This is a genomic window from Burkholderia sp. Tr-862, from assembly GCF_011753085.1.
Classification (GTDB): domain Bacteria; phylum Pseudomonadota; class Gammaproteobacteria; order Burkholderiales; family Burkholderiaceae; genus Burkholderia; species Burkholderia ambifaria.
This window is the reverse complement of record NZ_VWWG01000005.1, coordinates 103,524-121,359: the sequence shown is the minus strand read 5'-3', so window position 1 is coordinate 121,359 and position 17,836 is coordinate 103,524. Positions and strand designations below refer to the sequence as shown.

The window sequence follows — 17,836 nt, the reverse complement described above, 5'->3', positions numbered from 1 at the left end:
GGCCCGGCGCCACACCGTCCGCGGCGGCCGCGTCCGGCGAGCCCACGGCCGCCGCGCCGTTCAGGGAAGTGCGACGGGTCACTTGGTTGCCTCGATCTCGTCGACGATCTGCTTCATCTGCGGCGTCTTCTCGTACTTCGCCCACAGCGGCTGCATCGCCTTCACGAAGGCCGCGCGGTCGACCTGCGCGGCCGGCAGGATCTTCGCGCCGCCCTTCGCCACCGCCTGCTGCGCCGATGCCTCACGCGCGGTCCACAGCTTCTGGTAGTACGGCACCGAATCGGCCGCGGCCTTCCTGATCGCGGCCTGCTCCTGCGGCGACAGCGTGTCCCAGATCTTCTTCGAGAACACCAGCACTTCCGGCGTCATCGCGTGCTGCGTCTCCGAGTAGTCGGGCGCCACCTCGAAGTGCTTGGTTTCCTCGTACGACGGCAGGTTGTTTTCCGCCGCGTCGACCAGGCCCGTCTTCAGGCCCGTGTACACCTCGGCGAACGGCATCGGCGTCGGCGTGCCGCCCATCGCCCTGATCTCGTCGACCATCAGGTCGGATGGTTGCACGCGCACCTTCAGCCCCTTCATGTCCGCCGGCGTGCGCACCGGACGCTTCGCGTAGATCGAGCGCGCGCCGCTCTCGTAGAACGTCAGCGCGATCATCCCCTTCGCCGAGAACGCGTCGAGGATCTTCTGGCCGGCCGGACCGTACATCGCCTTGCGGAAATGGTCGACGTCGCGGAACAGGAACGGGAACGACGGGATCAGCGACTCCGGCACGATCTCGTTGAACGACGCGCCGTTCACGCGTGCCATGTCGATCGCGCCGATCCGCACCTGGTCGACCGTGTCCTTCTCGGAGCCGAGCGCGCTGTTGCCGAACACCTTGATCGAGTCCTTGCCGCCTGTGAGCTTCGACAGCTCGTCACCCATGTACTTCACCGCCATGTTGGTCGGGAAGCTGTCGCCGTGCACGTCCGCCGAGCGGAATACACGGGCCTGCGCGGACATCGCGAAGCCGGCCATCAGCGCGACGGCCAGTGCGGTACGGGAGCGGGGGAATCGGTGCGTCATCGTCAGTCTCCTTGTTGGTTGCTCTCTATTTGGCGGCGATCCGGGCGGCTTGCGCATAGGTCTGGCTTAGGCCTTCGCTGATCCGCAGTCATACGTTGTATGACGTGTCGGAGCGAATGTACGTCGGTTAATCGTTTAACTCACTTGGTGCATACCCCTATAAGCGCCTCTGTAGCGGGTTGACGGCCGGATAAAGGGAAAAGCGTTCTCTGTCCAGCCGGACGCTAGCGAAACGTTTTCCGGAAACGGGCCCGTATTTGAATCGGCGCTAGGTTGCGTCGTTTTCCTGATGCCGAATGTCGTCTTTCGTTTCCCTGCCTCTCGTTATAGGATGACTGATCACAATGTGGCCACGGCCCGCGCCGCCACGAGCCCGCGCCCCGCCCGACTGACCCGATACCAACCCGGCAGCGTCCGCGGACACTGCCTCACCAGGAGACATCCGTCATGACATCCCGACTTTCCGGGTCGAGCGCACGCCCGCGCGTGCTCGCTCTGTTCGCGACGCTCGTCACGACTGCCGCGAACCTCACGCTGCACAGCGTGAAGCTGCCGGTGTTCGCGTCAACTGCGAACCGCGTCGTGGTGGATGGCGAGGCCACCCGCAATGCGCGTCCCGGCAACGTGATCGACTGCAGCAACGCGTTCGTCGACCGCCCCGGCATCGACCAGTCGAACCCGTTCGGCTCGACATGGGCGCCGTCGTTGTAACGACGACGCGATGACGTCGATTCTCCGATAGTGAGCGGGGCGTCGCGTCATCGGGCGGTGCGCCCGTCATGCGCGCTTCGGGCACGCGGGCCGGAGATGGCGCGCGTATCGTCGTAGCGGGCACGCACGATGCGTGCTCGCTGCGACGTCGGAAACGCGAAAGGAGGTGTGCGATGCAGACGACCAGAACGTCGGCGGGGCAGAATCAAGACCCGCCGTTGAATCCGGGCGACGAAGGGCCGCCCGATGCGCCCGGCGTCGGCGAGGATCTGTGCGGAGTATGCCGCGGCACCGGCATGGTCGAAGGGCAGAAATGCGCGGTATGCGGCGGGACCGGCAAGGTGCTGCAGGGAATCGGCGGCGGCTAAGCGGGATTGGGCAATGCTCGGAGGGACCGCGAATCGCACGCGACCCCGCTTCAGCGCCGGACGCTAGTGCGGGACGTCGGCTATCGCGCCCCGCACGACTTTAACGACCCAGCCGCCGGTCGCGCAGGAACGCATTCAACTCGCCGCCCGCATGCTCGATGTGACGCTTGAGCAGTGACGCCGCCGCGCGCGCATCGCCCTTGCGGCACAACGCGACGAGTTCGGCGTGTTCGGATTCGGCCACGTCACGCGCGGCCTCGGATAGCGACAGCTGCACGCGCGTATAACGGTCGGTCTGTTGCAGCAGCGACGCGACGATCGCCGTGGTCTTCGGCTGGTCGGCGCGCGACAGCAACAGCTGATGCAGTTCGGTGTTCAGTTCGCCCCAGCGTCCGGACTGGCTCGCATGCAGCACTTCGCTGTATTCCGCGAGGATCGCGTCGAGCCGCGCGAAATCCTCGGCGGTGAGCTTCGGAATCGATTTTTTCAGCAGCACGGGTTCCAGCAGCGCGCGCAATTCGAAGAGTTCGGTGATGTCCTCCGGGGACAGCTCCGAGACGATCGCGCCCTTGTGGGGCAGGATCTTCACGAGCCCTTCGCTCTCGAGCTGCACGAGCGCTTCGCGCAGCGGGATGCGGCTGATGCCGAGTTCGGTCGCCAGCGCATCCTGGCGAAGCTGGTAGCCGTCGACATACTCCCCTGTCAGGATACGGCGGCGCAATTCGTTCGCTGCGGCTTCGGCACGCGTGGCGTAGACAAGAGCAGGGCGTTTCTCGTTCATGTTGCGGTTCGGACTGGGGAAGGCGGGCAGGCAAGCGCCGGTGCGGCGGCGGCGGATATTGCATATTTTCTACAATATTAGCAGAGGGGTCTTGGGGGGGAAGAGGCAGTGGAGGCAGAGCGTCGCGCCGGCGTGCCCCGTCGGTCAGACAACGGCAGGTTTCTCGGCGGAATTCGGCGGATATCGCTTGCCGCCCCCCACCAGTCGTTCGAGAGTCGGCGCCTTCAATGGTGGCTTTGGGCCTGCAGTCCATACCAAGAAAGGTAGAAAGCCGCGATCGGCTTGGGCATCGCGCCGATGCCCACCTCCTCGCGGATCAGACGGCAATGGACTTCATAGTTCGATACTTCGATGCGCACACTCAAAGGCCGCTACAGACTCGCCCCTGCAAGCGAGAGAAACGCCTCGTACGAGTGGCGCGGGAAATGGCCGACCAACAGACAATCGTTCGCCGCTTCGAGCGCGGCCTCATCGAGCGTGGCCAGCGGATGATCACTATCGGGCCGAGGATGCCACCGACGGGTTGCTACCCGCACGGCGGCGGTACAGTCCGAGCGTCGCGCACAAACCGCAGAACGCAGCGAAGCTCAGCCAGTAGCCGGGTGCGGCCTTGTCATGCAGGACCTGAATCAGATACGTCGATACCGCCGGCGTAAAGCCGCCGAACAGCGCCGTCGCGAGACTGAACGCCAGCGAGAAGCCCGCGACGCGCACTTCGACCGGCATCACTTCGGTGAGCGCGGCGACCATCGCGCCGTTATACATGCCGAAGAAGAACGAGAACCACAGCAGCACGATCAGCATCCGCGCGAAGCTCGGTGCATCGGCGAGCCAGGACAGCGCCGGATAAGCTGTGAAGATCGCCAGCACGGAAATGGCGAGCAGCAGCGGCTTGCGACCGATGCGATCGGAGATCATGCCGCCGATCGGCAGCCAGACGAAATTCGATGCAGCCGCGAGCAGCGTCACCATCAAGCTGTCGGAGGTGGACAGCTTCAGCACCGACTTGCCGAAGGTCGGCGTATAGACCGTGATGAGATAGAAGGTGGTGGTGGTCATTGCCGTCAGCAGCATGCCGCCGACGACGATGCGCCAGTTGTCGAGCAGCATCGCAAAAATGTCGCGCGTCCGCGGATGATGCCGCCGCGCTTCGAACGCCGCGGTCTCCTGTAGCGAACGGCGCAACACGAACAGGAACGGCACGATCGCGCAGCCGATAAAAAACGGCACGCGCCAGCCCCATGCGGCGATCTGCTGTGCGGACAGCCACTCGTTCAGAGCGTAACCAATGGCCGCCGCCATGACGATGGCGACCTGCTGGCTCGCCGACTGCCAACTCGTGTAAAAGCCCTTGTTGCCGGGCGTTGCCATTTCCGCGAGATAGACGGACACGCCGCCGAGTTCGGCTCCCGCCGAGAAGCCCTGCAACAGACGCCCGAGCAGTACGAGCGCGGGTGCGAACAGGCCGATGGTCGCGTACCCCGGCACGCAGGCAATCAGAATGGTGCCGCTCGCCATGATGGACAGCGTAACGATCAGCCCGGTGCGTCGTCCGACCTTGTCGATATACGCGCCGAGAAAGATCGCGCCGAGCGGACGCATGAGAAAACCCGCGCCGAACACGGCGAAAGTGAGCATCAGCGACGCGAATTCACTGGTGGAAGGAAAAAAGATCGTCGAGATCGATGTCGCGTAGAAGCCGAACAGAAAGAAATCGAACTGTTCGATGAAGTTGCCACTGGTCACGCGCAACACGGCGGCGGCCCTTGTGATGGGTGAAACGCCGGAAGAAGCGGCGATCGGTTCGATACGGTTCATTGCGTCTCCTGTTTGTTATCTATGGTGATGGGCGCCCAAGGCGCCCTGGTGCTTGCTAATCCGCACCGAGGTTCAATGTGTTGCGTTGCCGCTTCTCGATCGACGACTTGAGCAGCGCTGCAGAACGGAAGATGCCGTGCGCGAATTTGCCGTAAGGCAGCGTGGCGAACAACGCCATCACGATGCCGAGATGAATCGCAAGCAGCGACGGCATTGCCGAAGTCGTGCGGAGCGCGAGCAACGCGAGACCGGATGCGCTCGTCAGCAGCAGGAGCGCAATGAAGCCGCGGTCCATCGGGCGCTGACGAGCATCGCCCCGCTCCGGAACGCGTTTCAGGTTCAGCCAAAGCAGTCCCGCCGGCCCCGCAATCAGTCCAATGCCGCCCGCCGTTCCCAGCAGCACTGGCACGCTCAGAAACGGATACGGCGCTTCCAGACCGAATGCATAGTGATAGAGCGTCGCGACCGCGGTTGCCGCAAAGCACAGCATGAAGCCGTAGAACGTCAGGTGATGGAAACGGCGCCGCGCCAGCGTGAAGGCATCGTTCTCTTCATTGCAGCCGTCGCCGTGGCCGCCGTCCAGGTACTTGAGCGTCAGCGCGTGCTTGGCCGCTTCCGCGACGGCTGGCGCGCTCGCTCTAGCCGTTCCTGCCGACACGTCGCGCCAGAAGCGCGTGACGCCCAGTCCGAGCGCGAGACTGGCGAACAGGAAAACGATGCCGAACATCGCCGCGAGCAAGTTGTGCGGGAAGATCACGTAGAAGTTCGCTGGCGCGACATCGCCTGACACGCCGCCGCGCAACGCAGTGCCGAGCAGCAGAAACAGCGCGAGTCCGGCCGCCAGGGCAACCGACAAAGTCAGGCCGTTACGCTTGTACAGCGCGCCGAACGACGCAGGAACCGCATACTCGGTGTAGGTCTCGAGCCGGACTTCAGCCATCGCTTTCGGCACGTTCACGCCGAATTCGTGCGGCGGCGCGTATTGGCACGCGTGATAACACGCACCGCAGTTGTGGCAGAGATTCGCCAAGTAGTTGACGTCAGCCTTGCCGAACTCGAGGCGACGCGTCATTGCCGGGAATACGGCGCAGAATCCTTCGCAGTAGCGGCAGGCGTTGCAGATCTGCATCTGCCGCGCCACTTCGGTTTCAGCGGCGCTCATCGGCACAATGGGGATCACGCGCGCCGTGTCGCCGTGTGAAGCTTTTGTCGTACCACGCGATAACGTCGTGCGCGTGCGTTCGGGTGCGAGCGCGTCAGACTGTTGCACGGGTTGTCTCCATAGTTTTGAGTGCCGCACGCGCGGCCTGCGTCCCGGCAATGCGCCCGAAGGCCGTGCCGATCGACATGCCGACGCCCGCCGTATAGCCCTTGCCGAGCACGTTGCCGGCCATCATTTCGCCAGCCACGAACAGGTTCTCGCTGGCTTTGCCGCCGAAGTGGACCTGCGCGCGATCGTTGGTTTTGAGACCGAGATACGTGAACGTGATGCCCGGCCGCAGCGCATAACCGTAGAACGGCGCCGTATCGATGCGCCGCGCCCAGTGCGTCTTGGGCGGCACGAGGCCTTCGGTGTGGCAGTCGTCGAGCGCGGTGTGGTCGAAGGTGCCGTCGCGACACGAATCGTTATAGCGCGTGAGCGTTTCCATGAAGCGCGCTTCCGGCAGCCCGAGCTTGCGCGCGAGTTCCGGCAGCGTGTCGGCCTTTTCGCCGGGAAACACCGGCGGCATGAAGCGGCCGCTTGCTTTCGAATCGATGATCGAATAGCCGATCTGTCCCGGCTGGTGCGCGACGAGCCGCCCCCAGATTGCATAGCGCTTCGGCCAGAAATCCTCGCCTTCGTCGTAAAAACGCTCGGCGTCACGATTCACCACGACACCCAGCGACACGCAGTCGATGCGCGTGCAGATGCCGCCGTCATACAGCGGCGCGCGTGCATCGATGGCGACGCAGTGCGACTGCGACGGATCGCCGATCATGTCCGCACCGGCGTCGGTCATATGCTTGATGAGCACGCCGTTGTTGAAGCGCGTGCCGCGAATCAGGAAGTTGTCGGCAGGCCATTCGCCGCGTGCGTTTTGCCCCCACGCTTCGCGCAGCCATTCGCGATTCGATTCAAAGCCGCCCGCTGCCAGCACGCAGGCACGTGCCTCGAAGCGCCGACCGCCGCTGCGCGCCGCGACGAAGCGGCTGCCGTCGAGTTCGAGCGAATCGACTGGTGTTTCGTAGCGGATATCGACGCCGAGCGCTTCGGCGCTGCGGTAGTACGCGTTGACGAGCGCCTTGCCCCCGCCCATGAAGAATGCGTTGGTGCGCGCTACGTGCAGCGCGCCGGAGAGCGGCGGCTGGAAGCGCACGCCGTGCTTCTGCATCCACGGCCGGCACGACGACGACGCGCGGATCGTCAATCGCGCGAGATGCTCGTTCGTGATGCCGCCGGTGACTTTCAGCAGGTCCTGCCAGAATTCCTCTTCCGGATAGGCATCGACGAGAACGTCTTGCGGCACATCGTGCATGCAGCGCAAATTGCGCGTGTGTTGCGAGTTGCCGCCGCGCCATTCGCGCGGCGCGGATTCGAGAAGCAGGACGGAGGCGCCAGATTCTCGCGCCATCAATGCGGCGCACAGCGCGGCATTGCCTCCTCCGATTACGAGCACATCGACCATTAGACTTGTCTCCTTTCAGACGCATCGTAAAGATCGAGTGCCCGCTTCGCTATCAGCCGGCCGTCAACGGGTCTTCATCTTTTGTGAAGACCATGGTCCCGCAATCGCGCGCCGGGCCAGCGGCCTTCCTGCACGAGTTGACGGGCGACATCGACGAGCACCACGCGCGCGGCGAGACCGGCGGGAGACAGCTCGTCGTCGGAGATGCTGGCGAGCATGTTGGGCCGCGTGGCGTATTTCTCCGCGACGGGAACGCTCTTTAGTATTACGTTCTCGGGCCTTGCGAGCGCAGCGCCCGGCTGTATCGTCGCGCCGATGCCCGTGCGGACGAAGTCCATCAGAAGCGCCAGGCCGTCGACTTCGGCGACGATGTTCGGCTGATATTCGGCGCGCTTGAACGCTGATAACAGCTGCGAACGCAGCCCGTGCGTGCCGCTGGGAAGAATGAGCGGGAGCTTGCCGAGATTTTTCAGCCGGACGGATGCGCTGGTCGGCATGCCATCCAGATCGCTCGCGCCGATCAGAAACAGTCGCTCGTCCAGCAGCGGCAGCACGCTCCAGCGTTGCGCGGGTTCCTCGCGGAACAGCACGGCGAGATCGATCTGACGCGCGCTCAGCATGGACGCGAGATAGCCGGAGAGACTTTCGACCATGTGCAACCGCACGTCGGGATAGCGTGAACGCATGGCCTGCATGAATGCGACACCCAGCACGCTCGCCGTGCTCGGCGCCATGCCGACGCTGACGTGACCCGACAGACGGGCGGAGCGTGCCGCGAGTGCTGCATCGTCGATATGACGCAGCGCGAGCTGCGCCTGACGCCAGAACGCCAAACCCGCGTCAGTCGGAACGACGCCGCCCGAGGTGCGTTGCAGCAGACGCGTGGATAGTTCGCCTTCCAGACGGCTGATCTGCTGACTCAATGCAGAGGTCACCACGCCGAGCTCCAGCGCTGCCTTGCCCATGCTTCCGTGTTCGACGACGCTGAGAAAATAGCGTAGTTGTCTGAGTTCCATTCCGCGCTCGGTCAAGGGGATTACATAGGCGCCATAACGCGTCCCGCCTGACGCATCAATGGACTACCGCTCATCGAACTACCGCTCATCATCCAGCCCGCGCCGATGCCCTGCCTTCCGTCGACATCACTCAGGGCTTCCCCTCCCCTTCCCTGGCCGCTCTAGCCGCAGCCATGCGACTTTGCACGGCAACGAGTTGGTCATCCGTAGTCGCCACCAGCCACAGACGTGCCTGCTCCTCGATCCGGCGGTTGTGGTCTTTCAACGGGCCCATCGTGGCAGCGGCCTTCCAGACCACCGGGCCGATTCGGCTTTTCCTGCCCGATGGCGCGCCGACCAGCAGGCAGTAAGGTCCCAGCGGCAGCGACACGAACGGAAGTGCCGGACTCGCGGATACGCGCCAGTCAACGAAGGGCGCGTCGCCGATAAGCAGCGGCAGAGGCAAGCCGTAGAGCACACTAAAATCGTACAGCGCAAGTTGCTCGCGCATGCCGACGTAAATGCGCCGGATGTCGTCGACAACCGCCGCGCGGATCTCGTCGTCGAACATGGGTTCCTGTGCGTATCGGGCAAATGCCTTGCGAGCCTCCCCTTGATACGCACTGAACAGGCCAATCTCCACGCAGTCCTGCACTGCGCGCTGCACGTCCGCTACAGAACCGGCCTCTTCCGGCTTACCCAACTGCGCAGCCCGCAAAAACCGGGCAAGTCCGGCCTCCTGAATTGCAGGCCCATCCACAGACGCATCGTCGTCAGCGCCGTTGCCAAGCGGCACGTAGATATATTTCTCCGCTGCGAAATGCGACTTCTTGCCTTCGTCAAACTTGATTTCGCAGTCAACGCAGTCCAGATAGCGCGTCCCGATTCGGCCATGCTCCCAAACCCAATTTTTCAGGAACGGACGTAGCGGATGCAGTCTGTCGTGATCAGTCATGGAAACCTCCGGGTTGCCCCAGTATAGTTCCAAGTTGCCGATTGCCCCGTGCAGGGCATGGCGGTCGATCAATCCGACGGATCGAGGCTCCGGTCAGACTGCACGCGACACAAGCTCCCTCAGAGCCGTCTCCAGCTCGACGCGGCCGCGCACGATTTCGTCAGGATTGCTTTCGAAATCGATCCAGCCCTCGTTGAAGCCATCCAGCATGCGCATCCGGGGTAGAGGATGCTTCATGCCCTGCCCGCGGAACAGCGCTTCCCACGTCTGCCTGTCGACAACTTCCGCGCGTACCTGCGCACCCAGCACGCGGGCGAAGGCCAATGCGAGATCATTGGGACTCACCCGGCGCGGGCCCTCAAGCTCGACCACACGCACACCGCGCCACGTCTGTTGGAGCAGTTCGGCCGCAACGCGGCCTACGTCCGCGGTAGCGACCATCGGCACGAGCTTGTCGAGCGGCTGCAGGTAACTGGCAATGACGCCATCGTCGCGCGCTGACGCGACATCCCATGCGGCGTTTTCCATGAACCAGCCAGGCCGCAGGAACGTCACCGGCATCGGCATCTCGCGCAGCGCCTGCTCCATCAGCGTGCGTTGAGTGAGCAGATTGATCTCGTCAGCCTGTGCGCCGATCGTCGACAGGCAAACGACTTTTTCTGGCCGCGCTTTCAGGAGCGCTGCGGACACAGCCTCGATCACCTGCCGCGCTTCGGGAAACCCGGGCGCCGGATCGAACTCCGAAGGCGGCAGGATGAAAACGCCGGTCGCGCCTTCAAAGGCGGCGGCCAGCGACGAAGCGTCTTCCATGAAGGCCGTCGCGATCGCGCAACCTCGCTCTGCCCACGACGCTGCTCGCGCCTCGTCGCGCACGACCGCGCGCACCGGCTGACCCGTGGCCAGCAGTTCGCGGGCCAGCGCGCCGCCAACCTGGCCGGTGATTCCTGTTATTGCATACATTGCTCGTTCTCCATGTGTGGATACATCGGGTGTCTCGGTGACACGCATTCTGGACAAACGCCGACCGAAACAAAATGACATGGATGGCATCAGATTAGTGACAAAGAGTCATCAATGCGGCAAGATCAACAGAGTTGTCCTGCGCTGCTGCATTGCGCAGCATTGGCGTGTTGGTCTTCGGTTGGTCGGTCGCGATCTACCGCCCGCATTCACTCGAGCAATCATGAGATCCAGTAGCGAGAAGCTGTCCGGCAGCATTAGCGTGTTCGCCGCCGTGGTGGACATGGGGACGTTCGCGGCCGCTTCAGAGGTAATAGGAATGACGCCACCGGGCGTCAGTCGCGCGATTGCGCGGCTGGAAAAAAAGCTGAACATCCGGCTCTTCAACCGAACGACGCGCTCCGTCTCGCTGACTGAAGAGGGCCGCCGCTTTTACGAGCAGGTCATGCCCCATCTCGCCGGGCTGGAGGAAGCAGCCGCTGCCGCGGCCGGTAGCGCCTCCGCTGTGCGTGGAAAGCTGAGAGTCAATCTGGATCCTGTCGTCTACCGGACCATTCTCGGGCAGCAACTCGATGCGTTCATGGACGCGCACCCTGAACTCGAGATCGAGCTCATCGCGCGAGACAGTCTTGGCGACCTCGTCATGGATGGCTTCGACATCGCCGTGCGATTCGGCGAACCTCGAGCCTCTACGCTGATCGCGAGAAAGTTGCTCGATACCGGCATTGTTACGGTCGCGGCGCCCTCGTACGTCGCTCGCTGGGGACGGCCGACAAAACCCGAGGACCTGGAAAGCCGAAGCCACAGATGCATTGAATTTCGCAACCCGGAGACAGGCAAGCCATTCGCTTGGGAATTCCATCGCCGGCGAAAGCGCATTGTGGTTGATACTCGAGGACGCCTCACGGTCAACGATCCGGGCGCCCTGCTCAATGCATGCCTCGCCGGCTCCGGAATCGCGCAGATGTTGCTGCTCGGTGCCGAGCCCCTGATCGCGAACGGCCAATTGATCAATCTCTTTCCCGAATGGGCAGACGAGCGATTTCCCTTATATGCGTACTATCCGTCACGGCATCACCTGCCGGCAAAGACGCGGGCTTTTCTTGACTTCGTTGTTGAACTGATGGGCAACCACGAGCGCGTCGGCACGCGCTAAGCACACGCGATCTCGTCGTCAGTCGCATCTCAAAGCAGCAGCGACACACATAGCGCCATACCGGTCAGGTAGGTGCCCAGTGCGCCGACGAACCGCAAAGGGTTGAACTTTGCCATCGTTGGCCATGCGATCAGTCCGACGACGAGCAAACAGCGGCATACGGTTGCCGCGACGATCAGCGACACCGTCGCCGTCGACGGCGATCGCGCGCCAAGATAGAGAAACAGCAACGCGAGGAACGGCGCGTATTCGGCCGTGTTGGCATGAGCCCGGACGAGCTTGTGTAGCCGGTTCGCGGGGTCAGGCTTGCAGCCCGATGCGGTGCCTTCGCGGAAACGCATCACCGAGATGGACAATCCGAGGCCGAACAGGAGTAGCCCTAGAACTACCACGCATGCGAGAGCAACGTTGTTCATTTGAATGAGCCTCCTTCGCAGGGCATCAACGAGCGCCGGCACGTTGCCGGGCAAGGCGCTGACGCCACCGGCAGACCGTGCGCACCGAGACACCCAGTTCCCGCGCAATTACCGTATTGGAGTGACCCTCGTGAGCCCACTACGCGATACGCGCCCGCATCACATCGCGCTGCGCAGCTGTCTTCCGCTCAACCAGCGACAGCAGTTCCTGCCGCTCTTTGTTCGCCAGCTTCACTGGCGTTGCATGACGGCCTCGGCTCATCCCGATGATGGTAATCGAGGCGGCTGTTTATTCAAGCCATTTACGTGAGGTTGTACTAGATGCCTGCCACGCACACCGTCGGCTGACTGCGCGCACCGATCGCCTGCCAAACCATCAGCGCAGGTCTGCGCGAAGGTCGCGCACACCGCGCCCCGTCCTTTGGCGCAGGAGCGCGCCCAACGTCGCCCCGTCGACGTAACCCACCTGAGCTGCCACGGCTTCCAGGTCCATGCCGCCATGGAGAAGCGATTGGGCGTGCTCCACGCGTAAGTCCTGAAAATAGGACAGGGGGGATTTTCCCAGTATGGCTTGGCATCGCCGCTGCAATGAGCGCGTGCTGGTCCCTACCGCGGAAGCGGCATCCTGCAGGGAGAACCCGTCTTTCAGATGATCCCTTGCCCAGCGCTCGAAACGCAGGACGAGCGGATCGGCCTGCGCCAGATGGTTAGGGATAATGTATTGCGCCTGCGACGAACGCAGGTCGGCGAGCAGGTATCGCGAAACCACCACGGCCAACTCCGGACTCGCCTTGCGAATCAGCCAAAGCGCAAGGTCGAGATGCCCCATCGCCGCGCCGGCTGTTACGCCGATATCGGTCGACACCAGCATTCGCGACTCTTCGAGTTGCACCTTGGGGAAGCGTTGCCGGAACAGCGGCGCAAGCCACCAGGTCGTCGTCGCCTCGCGCCCATCGAGGAGACCGGTTTCGGCCAACACGAACGCCCCGATACACGAAGTGGCGATCTTGGCTCCCTGCTCATGCCACCTCCTGAGCTCCACAACGGCCTGCTTTACGTCAGACCGCTCGAGCGCCGGAATCAGAAGCTCTGGTGTCGAGGTCGCCAGGGCGGGAAGGATCACCCAGTCCGGCATCAATGCCGATGTTATGGACTGTACGGGAATAGCCAGTCCACCATTGGTCCGCACCTTCTTGCGCACGCCGACGACGCTTATTTCAAACGGAAGTTGCCTGCCTTCACGGGCCGCAAAACTGTTCGCCATCCTGAGCGCATCGAGCATCGCCGTGTACCCGGTGTCAAACACTCCATCGAGAGCAATCAGCGTGATTCGCATGGCGTAAACGACCTCAAAGTTGGCATTTACGACTGTACCTTCTTTCGAGTGCGGGGGCTAGACTCTGCCTCGTCGATTCACCAAGGAGACGACAAATGAAAGTTTTTGCAATCGGAAAGGGCGTGAAACCCATCACGGACGACGTTCGGCAACAGATCATGCCGAAGGAAGTCCCTCACACGCTTAAGCTCTACCTCGAAGGCAAGATCGAGCAGTTTTACTTTATCGACGACCATCCGGGCGTGGTCTTCCTGATGAGCGTCGAATCTGTCGATGAAGCCAAAGCGGTCGTGGGTGCAATGCCCCTCGCGGCTGGCGGCTTCCTCGACTTCGAGTTCCTGCCGGTCGGCCCGCTCAAACCCCTCGGTATGCTGCTTCAGGGCAAGTAAGCTGATAGCGCCGTCAATGATGACGCAAGTTGTTGACGGCGCACCGGGATGCTTTGAAGCGGCAGGAAGCGCGCTGACTATGAAGCCGACAACGGAACTTCACTATCTGTTCTTCCTGGCGATCGTGATCGTCCTCATGTGGATTCCGCACATGAGAATGCGGCAACCCGAACCGGCCGAAAGACGAACTTCACGCTGCGCGAAGGGGCCGCTGGTAAACTCGGGCAGCCAAGGCAACTTTCCCGCCCTCACATGAGCACCCAACCCACCGCCCTACCTGCGAACGTCATCCCAATGATGCAGCAGCCTTGTGTGACAAGGCCCAAATCAGAAAGCAGCGCTGCAATTCACACCGTTATGTCCTGTTGACGGAGTCTCTATGCCATTGACGGTCGGCATGCTCGCCCGGCGTTGCGGCATTACTGTTCGCGCCTTGCACTACTACGACCAAACAGGTCTGCTGAAACCGATCGGCCGCTCTACTTCAGGCTACCGGCTGTACGACGAAGCCAGCGTGTCGACGATCAAGACGATCCAGGCGCTGCGTGGTCTCGGCCTGACACTCGACGCCATTGCACAAATGCTGCGCAACCGGCAGATCGCCCTGGCGGAAGTGATTGCCGAGAGCCGCCGGGCAATCGACGCGGAACTGACAAGGCTGAACACCCTGAATGAGCGGCTCACGGTGCTGCAAGCCGCGTCCGATTCAGGCATGACCTGGTGTGATGCGGATTGGCCTGGCACGCTCGCGTTACTCGATCGATATCGGGAACACTTCAACACGTCCGAGATTGCGACGATCCTCGCGCGTTGGAAAGGCATGGAAGCGACCTTGTCGCAGTTGTTTGCGGACGTGCGTGACGCAATGGATCGGCAGGTGCCGCCCGACACCCACGAAGCGCAGAGGCTCGCATATCGCTGGTTAGGCGCCGCGATGCAATGGATGGGCGGCGACATCGGCACCACGCGGCGCTGGCGGCAATTGCATGGCGACGCGGCGCAAGCCCCCGACCACGCGGGGCTTGATCATGCGCTGATCGCCTACATCGAACAGGCGACTCGCTTACATCTGGCGGCCTTGAGGCGCCACCTGACCGACGACGACATGCAACGCCTCGACAAGACTCTCTCGGCAGAATGGATCACGCTCGGCGCGGACGTCAAACGAGCGATTGCCTGCGACGCTGACACTGACGACGACGCCTCGCTCGTGAGCCGTTGGCACTCGCTGCTCGAACGAACGACACGCGGCGACGTCGCGCTGCGCAGCAAGCTGCTACAGGCCCTGTCTGACGAGCCAATGCTGCAAGCCGGCCATCCGATGGGGCCCGACGTACTCGCATGGCTGCGGCGTCAAGAAGCCGTCAATGGCGACACTGCCAATAATGAGTCCGGTGCTTGACCCTCACGTGAACGTCAGGGTTCATGCTGGCGACCTTTCAATGGAGGAAGCGCATGAACCCCATACCGAACGATCTGCTCGAGTTCCGTATCGGTGCTCGTCCCGTTCGATCGATGCGGCTGGACGGCGGCATTCTGGCCGCGCAGGTGGGTAACGAGCCGCCTGCCGTCGTCGTACTGAACGGCGGACAAGCCTTCGTCTCGAAGGCGACCTTGCGGCGATTGCGGCGCGACTTGCGCCGCGTTGCCGGTATCCTGCCGCCCGGCACCCCATTCGTCCTGCTCGGCTACCCTGACAAGCCCGGTACGCAATACCGGATCACTGACATCGTCGAGCATATTGCACATGGCATCGCCACGCATTGGCAGTGCACGACGCTCATGGGTATCTCGTTCGGAGGCGTCGTCGCGGCGCGCCTCGCGGCCGCCCACCCGGCGCTCGTCTCGCGACTGGCGCTAGTCTCGAGTGCGCATCGCCTGGCGTCCGAGGGCTGCCGGCTCGTCGAGCAGCAAATCGCCTACGCGACTCGCTCCGATTTCGTCAGTCTGCTCGAAACGATGTCCGGATGCTTCCGCGCCGGCTGGCGCAACATGCTTCTCCGCGCGGCGTTGTTCGGTCGACGCCGCCACGTCACGTCATCGGTCAACGAAAGACACGTCATTGTTCGTACCTTGCGCGCATTGCGTAACGATGCGCGCGACGGTTCGCCGTGGCCCAGCCGGATCCTCGCAGATACGTTGATTGTCTGTGGCGCCGCGGATCCAATCTTCGCGGATGCGGCCCGTGAAACGTCAGCGTGGGTGCCGTCGGCAACCCATCATGCGCTGGCAGGCGAAGGACATATGGTGATGATCGAGCGCCGGCGGCAGGTTGCCGGACTCATCCGGAACTGGCTCGATCCGCGTTCATAAGCCCCCGCTCTCAGCACACACCTGAGTTCGATCGACTCGCCGAAATCCCGAAGGCCAGCCAAGCCCCATGCTTTGGCAGGACTCCGAATTTATGTTGTCCGCTCACGGGATTCGCGAAACGACCTCGTCCACATTCCATTTCGTCAAAAATCAAAATAATGTCTCCAGTTTTCTGCCGCTATTACATTCCGCTCGCAACCCTTACCTTTGCTGCCGCCGCGCACGCGGAGAGCGAATATACGCTTTCGCTTGGCGGTGGCATCGCACCTCGGTATCAAGGCAGTAATCAATATCGAGGCGTCATCGGTCCATCATTTTCCGTCGCATTTTCCAACGGTTTTTTCATCAGCACTTCAAACGGGGCAGGCTATCGCTATACATCGCCGCGGGGCGTGTTCGTGTCGGCGGCGATCGGCTACGCGCGTGGACGCAAGGATTCGCGCAGTTTCAGCGGGGATGGTTCGGATTACCTGAAGGGCATGGGCGACGTGCCCGGTTCGGTGATCGCACATTGGCAAGCGGGCGTGCGCGATGACGATGGGGTTGAAGTGTCGGTGACGATCGATACCCCGGTCACGCATGCGTCTCGTGGATTCGCCGGGCACGTCGATCTGTCGGTGCCGCTGCTGCATGCAGGCAAGAATACGATCGTACTGACGGGAACCGCTAACGCAGGTACAGGCCGCTATACGCAGACATTTTATGGGGTAACGAATGCGCAGGCGGCATCGAGCGGATTCCGGCCATATTCGTTGACGGGCGGAATCCATAGCGCATCAATGTCGCTCGCATGGACGCATTCGGTATCGCAACATTGGTCGGTTCTTGCAACCGCCGGGATATCACGAATCCTCGGCCGCTTCGGCGATAGCCCAATCGTGCAGACGCGCAACAATTACTATGGAGGGGCCGGCGTCAGTTTCCGATTCTGATGCCTGCACGCGGCCGGCGGCGGTCGGTCGCAATCTCGGGCAACGGGCCGAACGGGGCACGACGGTCCTGCATGCCGGGGCCACTGTCACATTCGACGGCCAAAGCAGGTTCCCCGGTCACATGAGCATGCAGCCCACCGACGCACCTGCAAACATCATCCCAATGATGCAGCAGTACGTGCGCCTTATCGGACAAGGCTTAGGGCACAAACCTATGCCGAGACCCACGTTTACGCTTTTCTGGATCGGCAGTTATCGACCCTGAACAGCCTCCCGATGTTCTCCGAAGCGGTCATTCCCCTCGATAATTCAATAAGACGAAGCTAGCGATGGTTCCAAACAATGCGTCGCTCCGCTTGGGGCTGGGTAGTCGTCAACAGAGACGCAGAGCGGGAGACTCCGCAACCATTCAGGGATCGATTGACCGCTTAGCTGCGCAATTTCGCGCCGCTCTAAAGTTTTCCTTTTATGTGCCGATACTTTTGGGTTGAGCCGCCGAACTACCGCGACTCGAAATTATCTGTCCAACTCGATAAGGAACAAAAAGATGAGTATCGCCAGCGACGACGCCGTACGGGGGTCCGGTGGACTGATGTCACTTGGGAAGGCTTTTGGATTTTACGGCGGAGCCGTGGTTGCGTTGGTTGCTGGAGCATTGATAGCTGGCGCAACCAAGGCACCGATCGTTTACTTTGTCGTTTATTTCGCTTGCGGTATTTTTTTGAACCGTACGGTGTTGCGAAATTTGATCACGTTCCATCCAGTCTATAACACGCTACAAAACGTATTCTCGACAAAAGTTCGCGCGCTGATGTTCTGGCCCATTTCCTACCTGGTCCTGATTGGCAAGATTGCGGTTGTTCGCGCTATTTGATCTGGCGGCCCCGAGGAAGCGGCTCCAGCTGTCTGCCCGACAGACACGCTGGGCCGTAGGTATGCAACGGTAGTCGTCTTCTCGTTGCCAAAGTCAGCACC

General features: G+C 62.2%; 18 protein-coding genes and 1 pseudogene. 9 read left to right on the top strand and 10 right to left on the bottom strand.

Going from position 1 to position 17,836, the window contains the following annotated elements:
* Positions 1-78: 78 nt before the first annotated feature.
* The gene (locus F3J14_RS03315) at positions 79-1,065 is read right to left on the bottom strand and encodes a TRAP transporter substrate-binding protein (protein WP_166721757.1); all 987 of its coding nucleotides are present in this window, start codon (positions 1,063-1,065) and stop codon (positions 79-81) included.
* Between the two features lie 507 nt (positions 1,066-1,572).
* On the opposite strand from F3J14_RS03315, the pseudogene F3J14_RS03310 reads away from it, so the two are divergent.
* Positions 1,573-1,776 (top strand): annotated as a pseudogene (locus F3J14_RS03310) (hypothetical protein); the annotation flags it as partial.
* 173 nt (positions 1,777-1,949) lie between these two features.
* Positions 1,950-2,144, top strand: coding sequence for a hypothetical protein (locus F3J14_RS03305; RefSeq protein WP_166721756.1), 195 nt, complete (start codon positions 1,950-1,952; stop codon positions 2,142-2,144).
* Between the two features lie 100 nt (positions 2,145-2,244).
* Here F3J14_RS03305 and F3J14_RS03300 read toward each other — a convergent pair whose 3' ends face one another.
* The 7 genes from F3J14_RS03300 to F3J14_RS03270 form a co-directional block, all read right to left on the bottom strand.
* Positions 2,245-2,925, bottom strand: a complete 681-nt coding sequence (locus F3J14_RS03300; RefSeq protein WP_166721755.1) for a GntR family transcriptional regulator — start codon at positions 2,923-2,925, stop codon at positions 2,245-2,247.
* Between the two features lie 495 nt (positions 2,926-3,420).
* Entirely contained in the window at positions 3,421-4,743 is a 1,323-nt protein-coding gene (locus F3J14_RS03295; protein ID WP_166721754.1) for an MFS transporter, read from the bottom strand.
* A 55-nt stretch (positions 4,744-4,798) separates the two neighbouring features.
* Positions 4,799-6,013, bottom strand: coding sequence for a tricarballylate utilization 4Fe-4S protein TcuB (gene tcuB / locus F3J14_RS03290; protein WP_166721766.1), 1,215 nt, complete (start codon positions 6,011-6,013; stop codon positions 4,799-4,801).
* Positions 6,000-7,409, bottom strand: coding sequence for an FAD-dependent tricarballylate dehydrogenase TcuA (gene tcuA, locus F3J14_RS03285; RefSeq protein WP_166721753.1), 1,410 nt, complete (start codon positions 7,407-7,409; stop codon positions 6,000-6,002). The genes tcuB and tcuA overlap by 14 nt, the downstream gene beginning before the upstream one ends.
* 74 nt (positions 7,410-7,483) lie before the next feature.
* Entirely contained in the window at positions 7,484-8,425 is a 942-nt protein-coding gene (locus F3J14_RS03280; protein WP_166721752.1) for a LysR family transcriptional regulator, read from the bottom strand.
* A 130-nt stretch (positions 8,426-8,555) separates the two neighbouring features.
* Complete coding sequence (locus F3J14_RS03275; protein WP_166721751.1) at positions 8,556-9,359, bottom strand: hypothetical protein; 804 nt, start codon at positions 9,357-9,359, stop codon at positions 8,556-8,558.
* 93 nt (positions 9,360-9,452) lie between these two features.
* Complete coding sequence (locus tag F3J14_RS03270) at positions 9,453-10,319, bottom strand: NmrA family NAD(P)-binding protein (protein WP_166721750.1); 867 nt, start codon at positions 10,317-10,319, stop codon at positions 9,453-9,455.
* A 223-nt stretch (positions 10,320-10,542) separates the two neighbouring features.
* Here F3J14_RS03270 and F3J14_RS03265 point away from each other — a divergent pair, with 223 nt between their 5' ends.
* Positions 10,543-11,475, top strand: a complete 933-nt coding sequence (locus tag F3J14_RS03265; protein ID WP_166721749.1) for a LysR family transcriptional regulator — start codon at positions 10,543-10,545, stop codon at positions 11,473-11,475.
* 29 nt (positions 11,476-11,504) lie between these two features.
* Here F3J14_RS03265 and F3J14_RS03260 read toward each other — a convergent pair whose 3' ends face one another.
* Both F3J14_RS03260 and F3J14_RS03250 read right to left on the bottom strand, forming a co-directional pair.
* Positions 11,505-11,891 carry an MAPEG family protein gene (locus tag F3J14_RS03260; RefSeq protein WP_166721748.1) on the bottom strand — a complete coding sequence of 129 codons (387 nt, stop codon included), beginning with the start codon at positions 11,889-11,891 and terminating at the stop codon, positions 11,505-11,507.
* A gap of 376 nt (positions 11,892-12,267) precedes the next feature.
* The gene (locus F3J14_RS03250; RefSeq protein ID WP_166721747.1) at positions 12,268-13,227 is read right to left on the bottom strand and encodes a helix-turn-helix domain-containing protein; all 960 of its coding nucleotides are present in this window, start codon (positions 13,225-13,227) and stop codon (positions 12,268-12,270) included.
* Positions 13,228-13,322: 95 nt separating this feature from the next.
* Between F3J14_RS03250 and F3J14_RS03245 the strand changes: the two genes are divergently transcribed.
* The 6 genes from F3J14_RS03245 to F3J14_RS03220 all read left to right on the top strand — a co-directional run bounded on the left by F3J14_RS03245 (position 13,323) and on the right by F3J14_RS03220 (position 17,735).
* Positions 13,323-13,616, top strand: a complete 294-nt coding sequence (locus F3J14_RS03245; RefSeq protein ID WP_166721746.1) for a hypothetical protein — start codon at positions 13,323-13,325, stop codon at positions 13,614-13,616.
* Positions 13,617-13,632: 16 nt separating this feature from the next.
* The gene (locus F3J14_RS03240) at positions 13,633-13,872 is read left to right on the top strand and encodes a hypothetical protein (protein WP_166721745.1); all 240 of its coding nucleotides are present in this window, start codon (positions 13,633-13,635) and stop codon (positions 13,870-13,872) included.
* Between the two features lie 123 nt (positions 13,873-13,995).
* A complete protein-coding gene (locus F3J14_RS03235) occupies positions 13,996-15,018 on the top strand; it encodes a MerR family transcriptional regulator (protein ID WP_166721744.1) in 1,023 nt (340 codons plus the stop codon).
* 53 nt (positions 15,019-15,071) lie between these two features.
* Positions 15,072-15,929 (top strand): alpha/beta hydrolase, encoded by an 858-nt coding sequence (locus F3J14_RS03230; RefSeq protein WP_166721743.1) that lies wholly within the window; start codon positions 15,072-15,074, stop codon positions 15,927-15,929.
* A 185-nt stretch (positions 15,930-16,114) separates the two neighbouring features.
* A complete protein-coding gene (locus F3J14_RS03225; RefSeq protein WP_166721764.1) occupies positions 16,115-16,861 on the top strand; it encodes a MipA/OmpV family protein in 747 nt (248 codons plus the stop codon).
* A 547-nt stretch (positions 16,862-17,408) separates the two neighbouring features.
* Positions 17,409-17,735 (top strand): hypothetical protein, encoded by a 327-nt coding sequence (locus tag F3J14_RS03220; RefSeq protein WP_008923908.1) that lies wholly within the window; start codon positions 17,409-17,411, stop codon positions 17,733-17,735.
* The last annotated feature ends 101 nt before the right edge of the window (positions 17,736-17,836 follow it).

Coding starts and splice junctions, on each gene's coding strand:
- F3J14_RS03315 (WP_166721757.1), bottom strand. CDS start 1,065: ATGACGCACCGATTCCCCCGCTCCCGTACCGCACTGGCCGTCGCGCTG.
- F3J14_RS03305 (WP_166721756.1), top strand. CDS start 1,950: ATGCAGACGACCAGAACGTCGGCGGGGCAGAATCAAGACCCGCCGTTG.
- F3J14_RS03300 (WP_166721755.1), bottom strand. CDS start 2,925: ATGAACGAGAAACGCCCTGCTCTTGTCTACGCCACGCGTGCCGAAGCC.
- F3J14_RS03295 (WP_166721754.1), bottom strand. CDS start 4,743: ATGAACCGTATCGAACCGATCGCCGCTTCTTCCGGCGTTTCACCCATC.
- tcuA (WP_166721753.1), bottom strand. CDS start 7,409: ATGGTCGATGTGCTCGTAATCGGAGGAGGCAATGCCGCGCTGTGCGCC.
- F3J14_RS03280 (WP_166721752.1), bottom strand. CDS start 8,425: ATGGAACTCAGACAACTACGCTATTTTCTCAGCGTCGTCGAACACGGA.
- F3J14_RS03275 (WP_166721751.1), bottom strand. CDS start 9,359: ATGACTGATCACGACAGACTGCATCCGCTACGTCCGTTCCTGAAAAAT.
- F3J14_RS03270 (WP_166721750.1), bottom strand. CDS start 10,319: ATGTATGCAATAACAGGAATCACCGGCCAGGTTGGCGGCGCGCTGGCC.
- F3J14_RS03265 (WP_166721749.1), top strand. CDS start 10,543: ATGAGATCCAGTAGCGAGAAGCTGTCCGGCAGCATTAGCGTGTTCGCC.
- F3J14_RS03260 (WP_166721748.1), bottom strand. CDS start 11,891: ATGAACAACGTTGCTCTCGCATGCGTGGTAGTTCTAGGGCTACTCCTG.
- F3J14_RS03250 (WP_166721747.1), bottom strand. CDS start 13,227: ATGCGAATCACGCTGATTGCTCTCGATGGAGTGTTTGACACCGGGTAC.
- F3J14_RS03245 (WP_166721746.1), top strand. CDS start 13,323: ATGAAAGTTTTTGCAATCGGAAAGGGCGTGAAACCCATCACGGACGAC.
- F3J14_RS03240 (WP_166721745.1), top strand. CDS start 13,633: ATGATGACGCAAGTTGTTGACGGCGCACCGGGATGCTTTGAAGCGGCA.
- F3J14_RS03235 (WP_166721744.1), top strand. CDS start 13,996: ATGCCATTGACGGTCGGCATGCTCGCCCGGCGTTGCGGCATTACTGTT.
- F3J14_RS03230 (WP_166721743.1), top strand. CDS start 15,072: ATGAACCCCATACCGAACGATCTGCTCGAGTTCCGTATCGGTGCTCGT.
- F3J14_RS03220 (WP_008923908.1), top strand. CDS start 17,409: ATGAGTATCGCCAGCGACGACGCCGTACGGGGGTCCGGTGGACTGATG.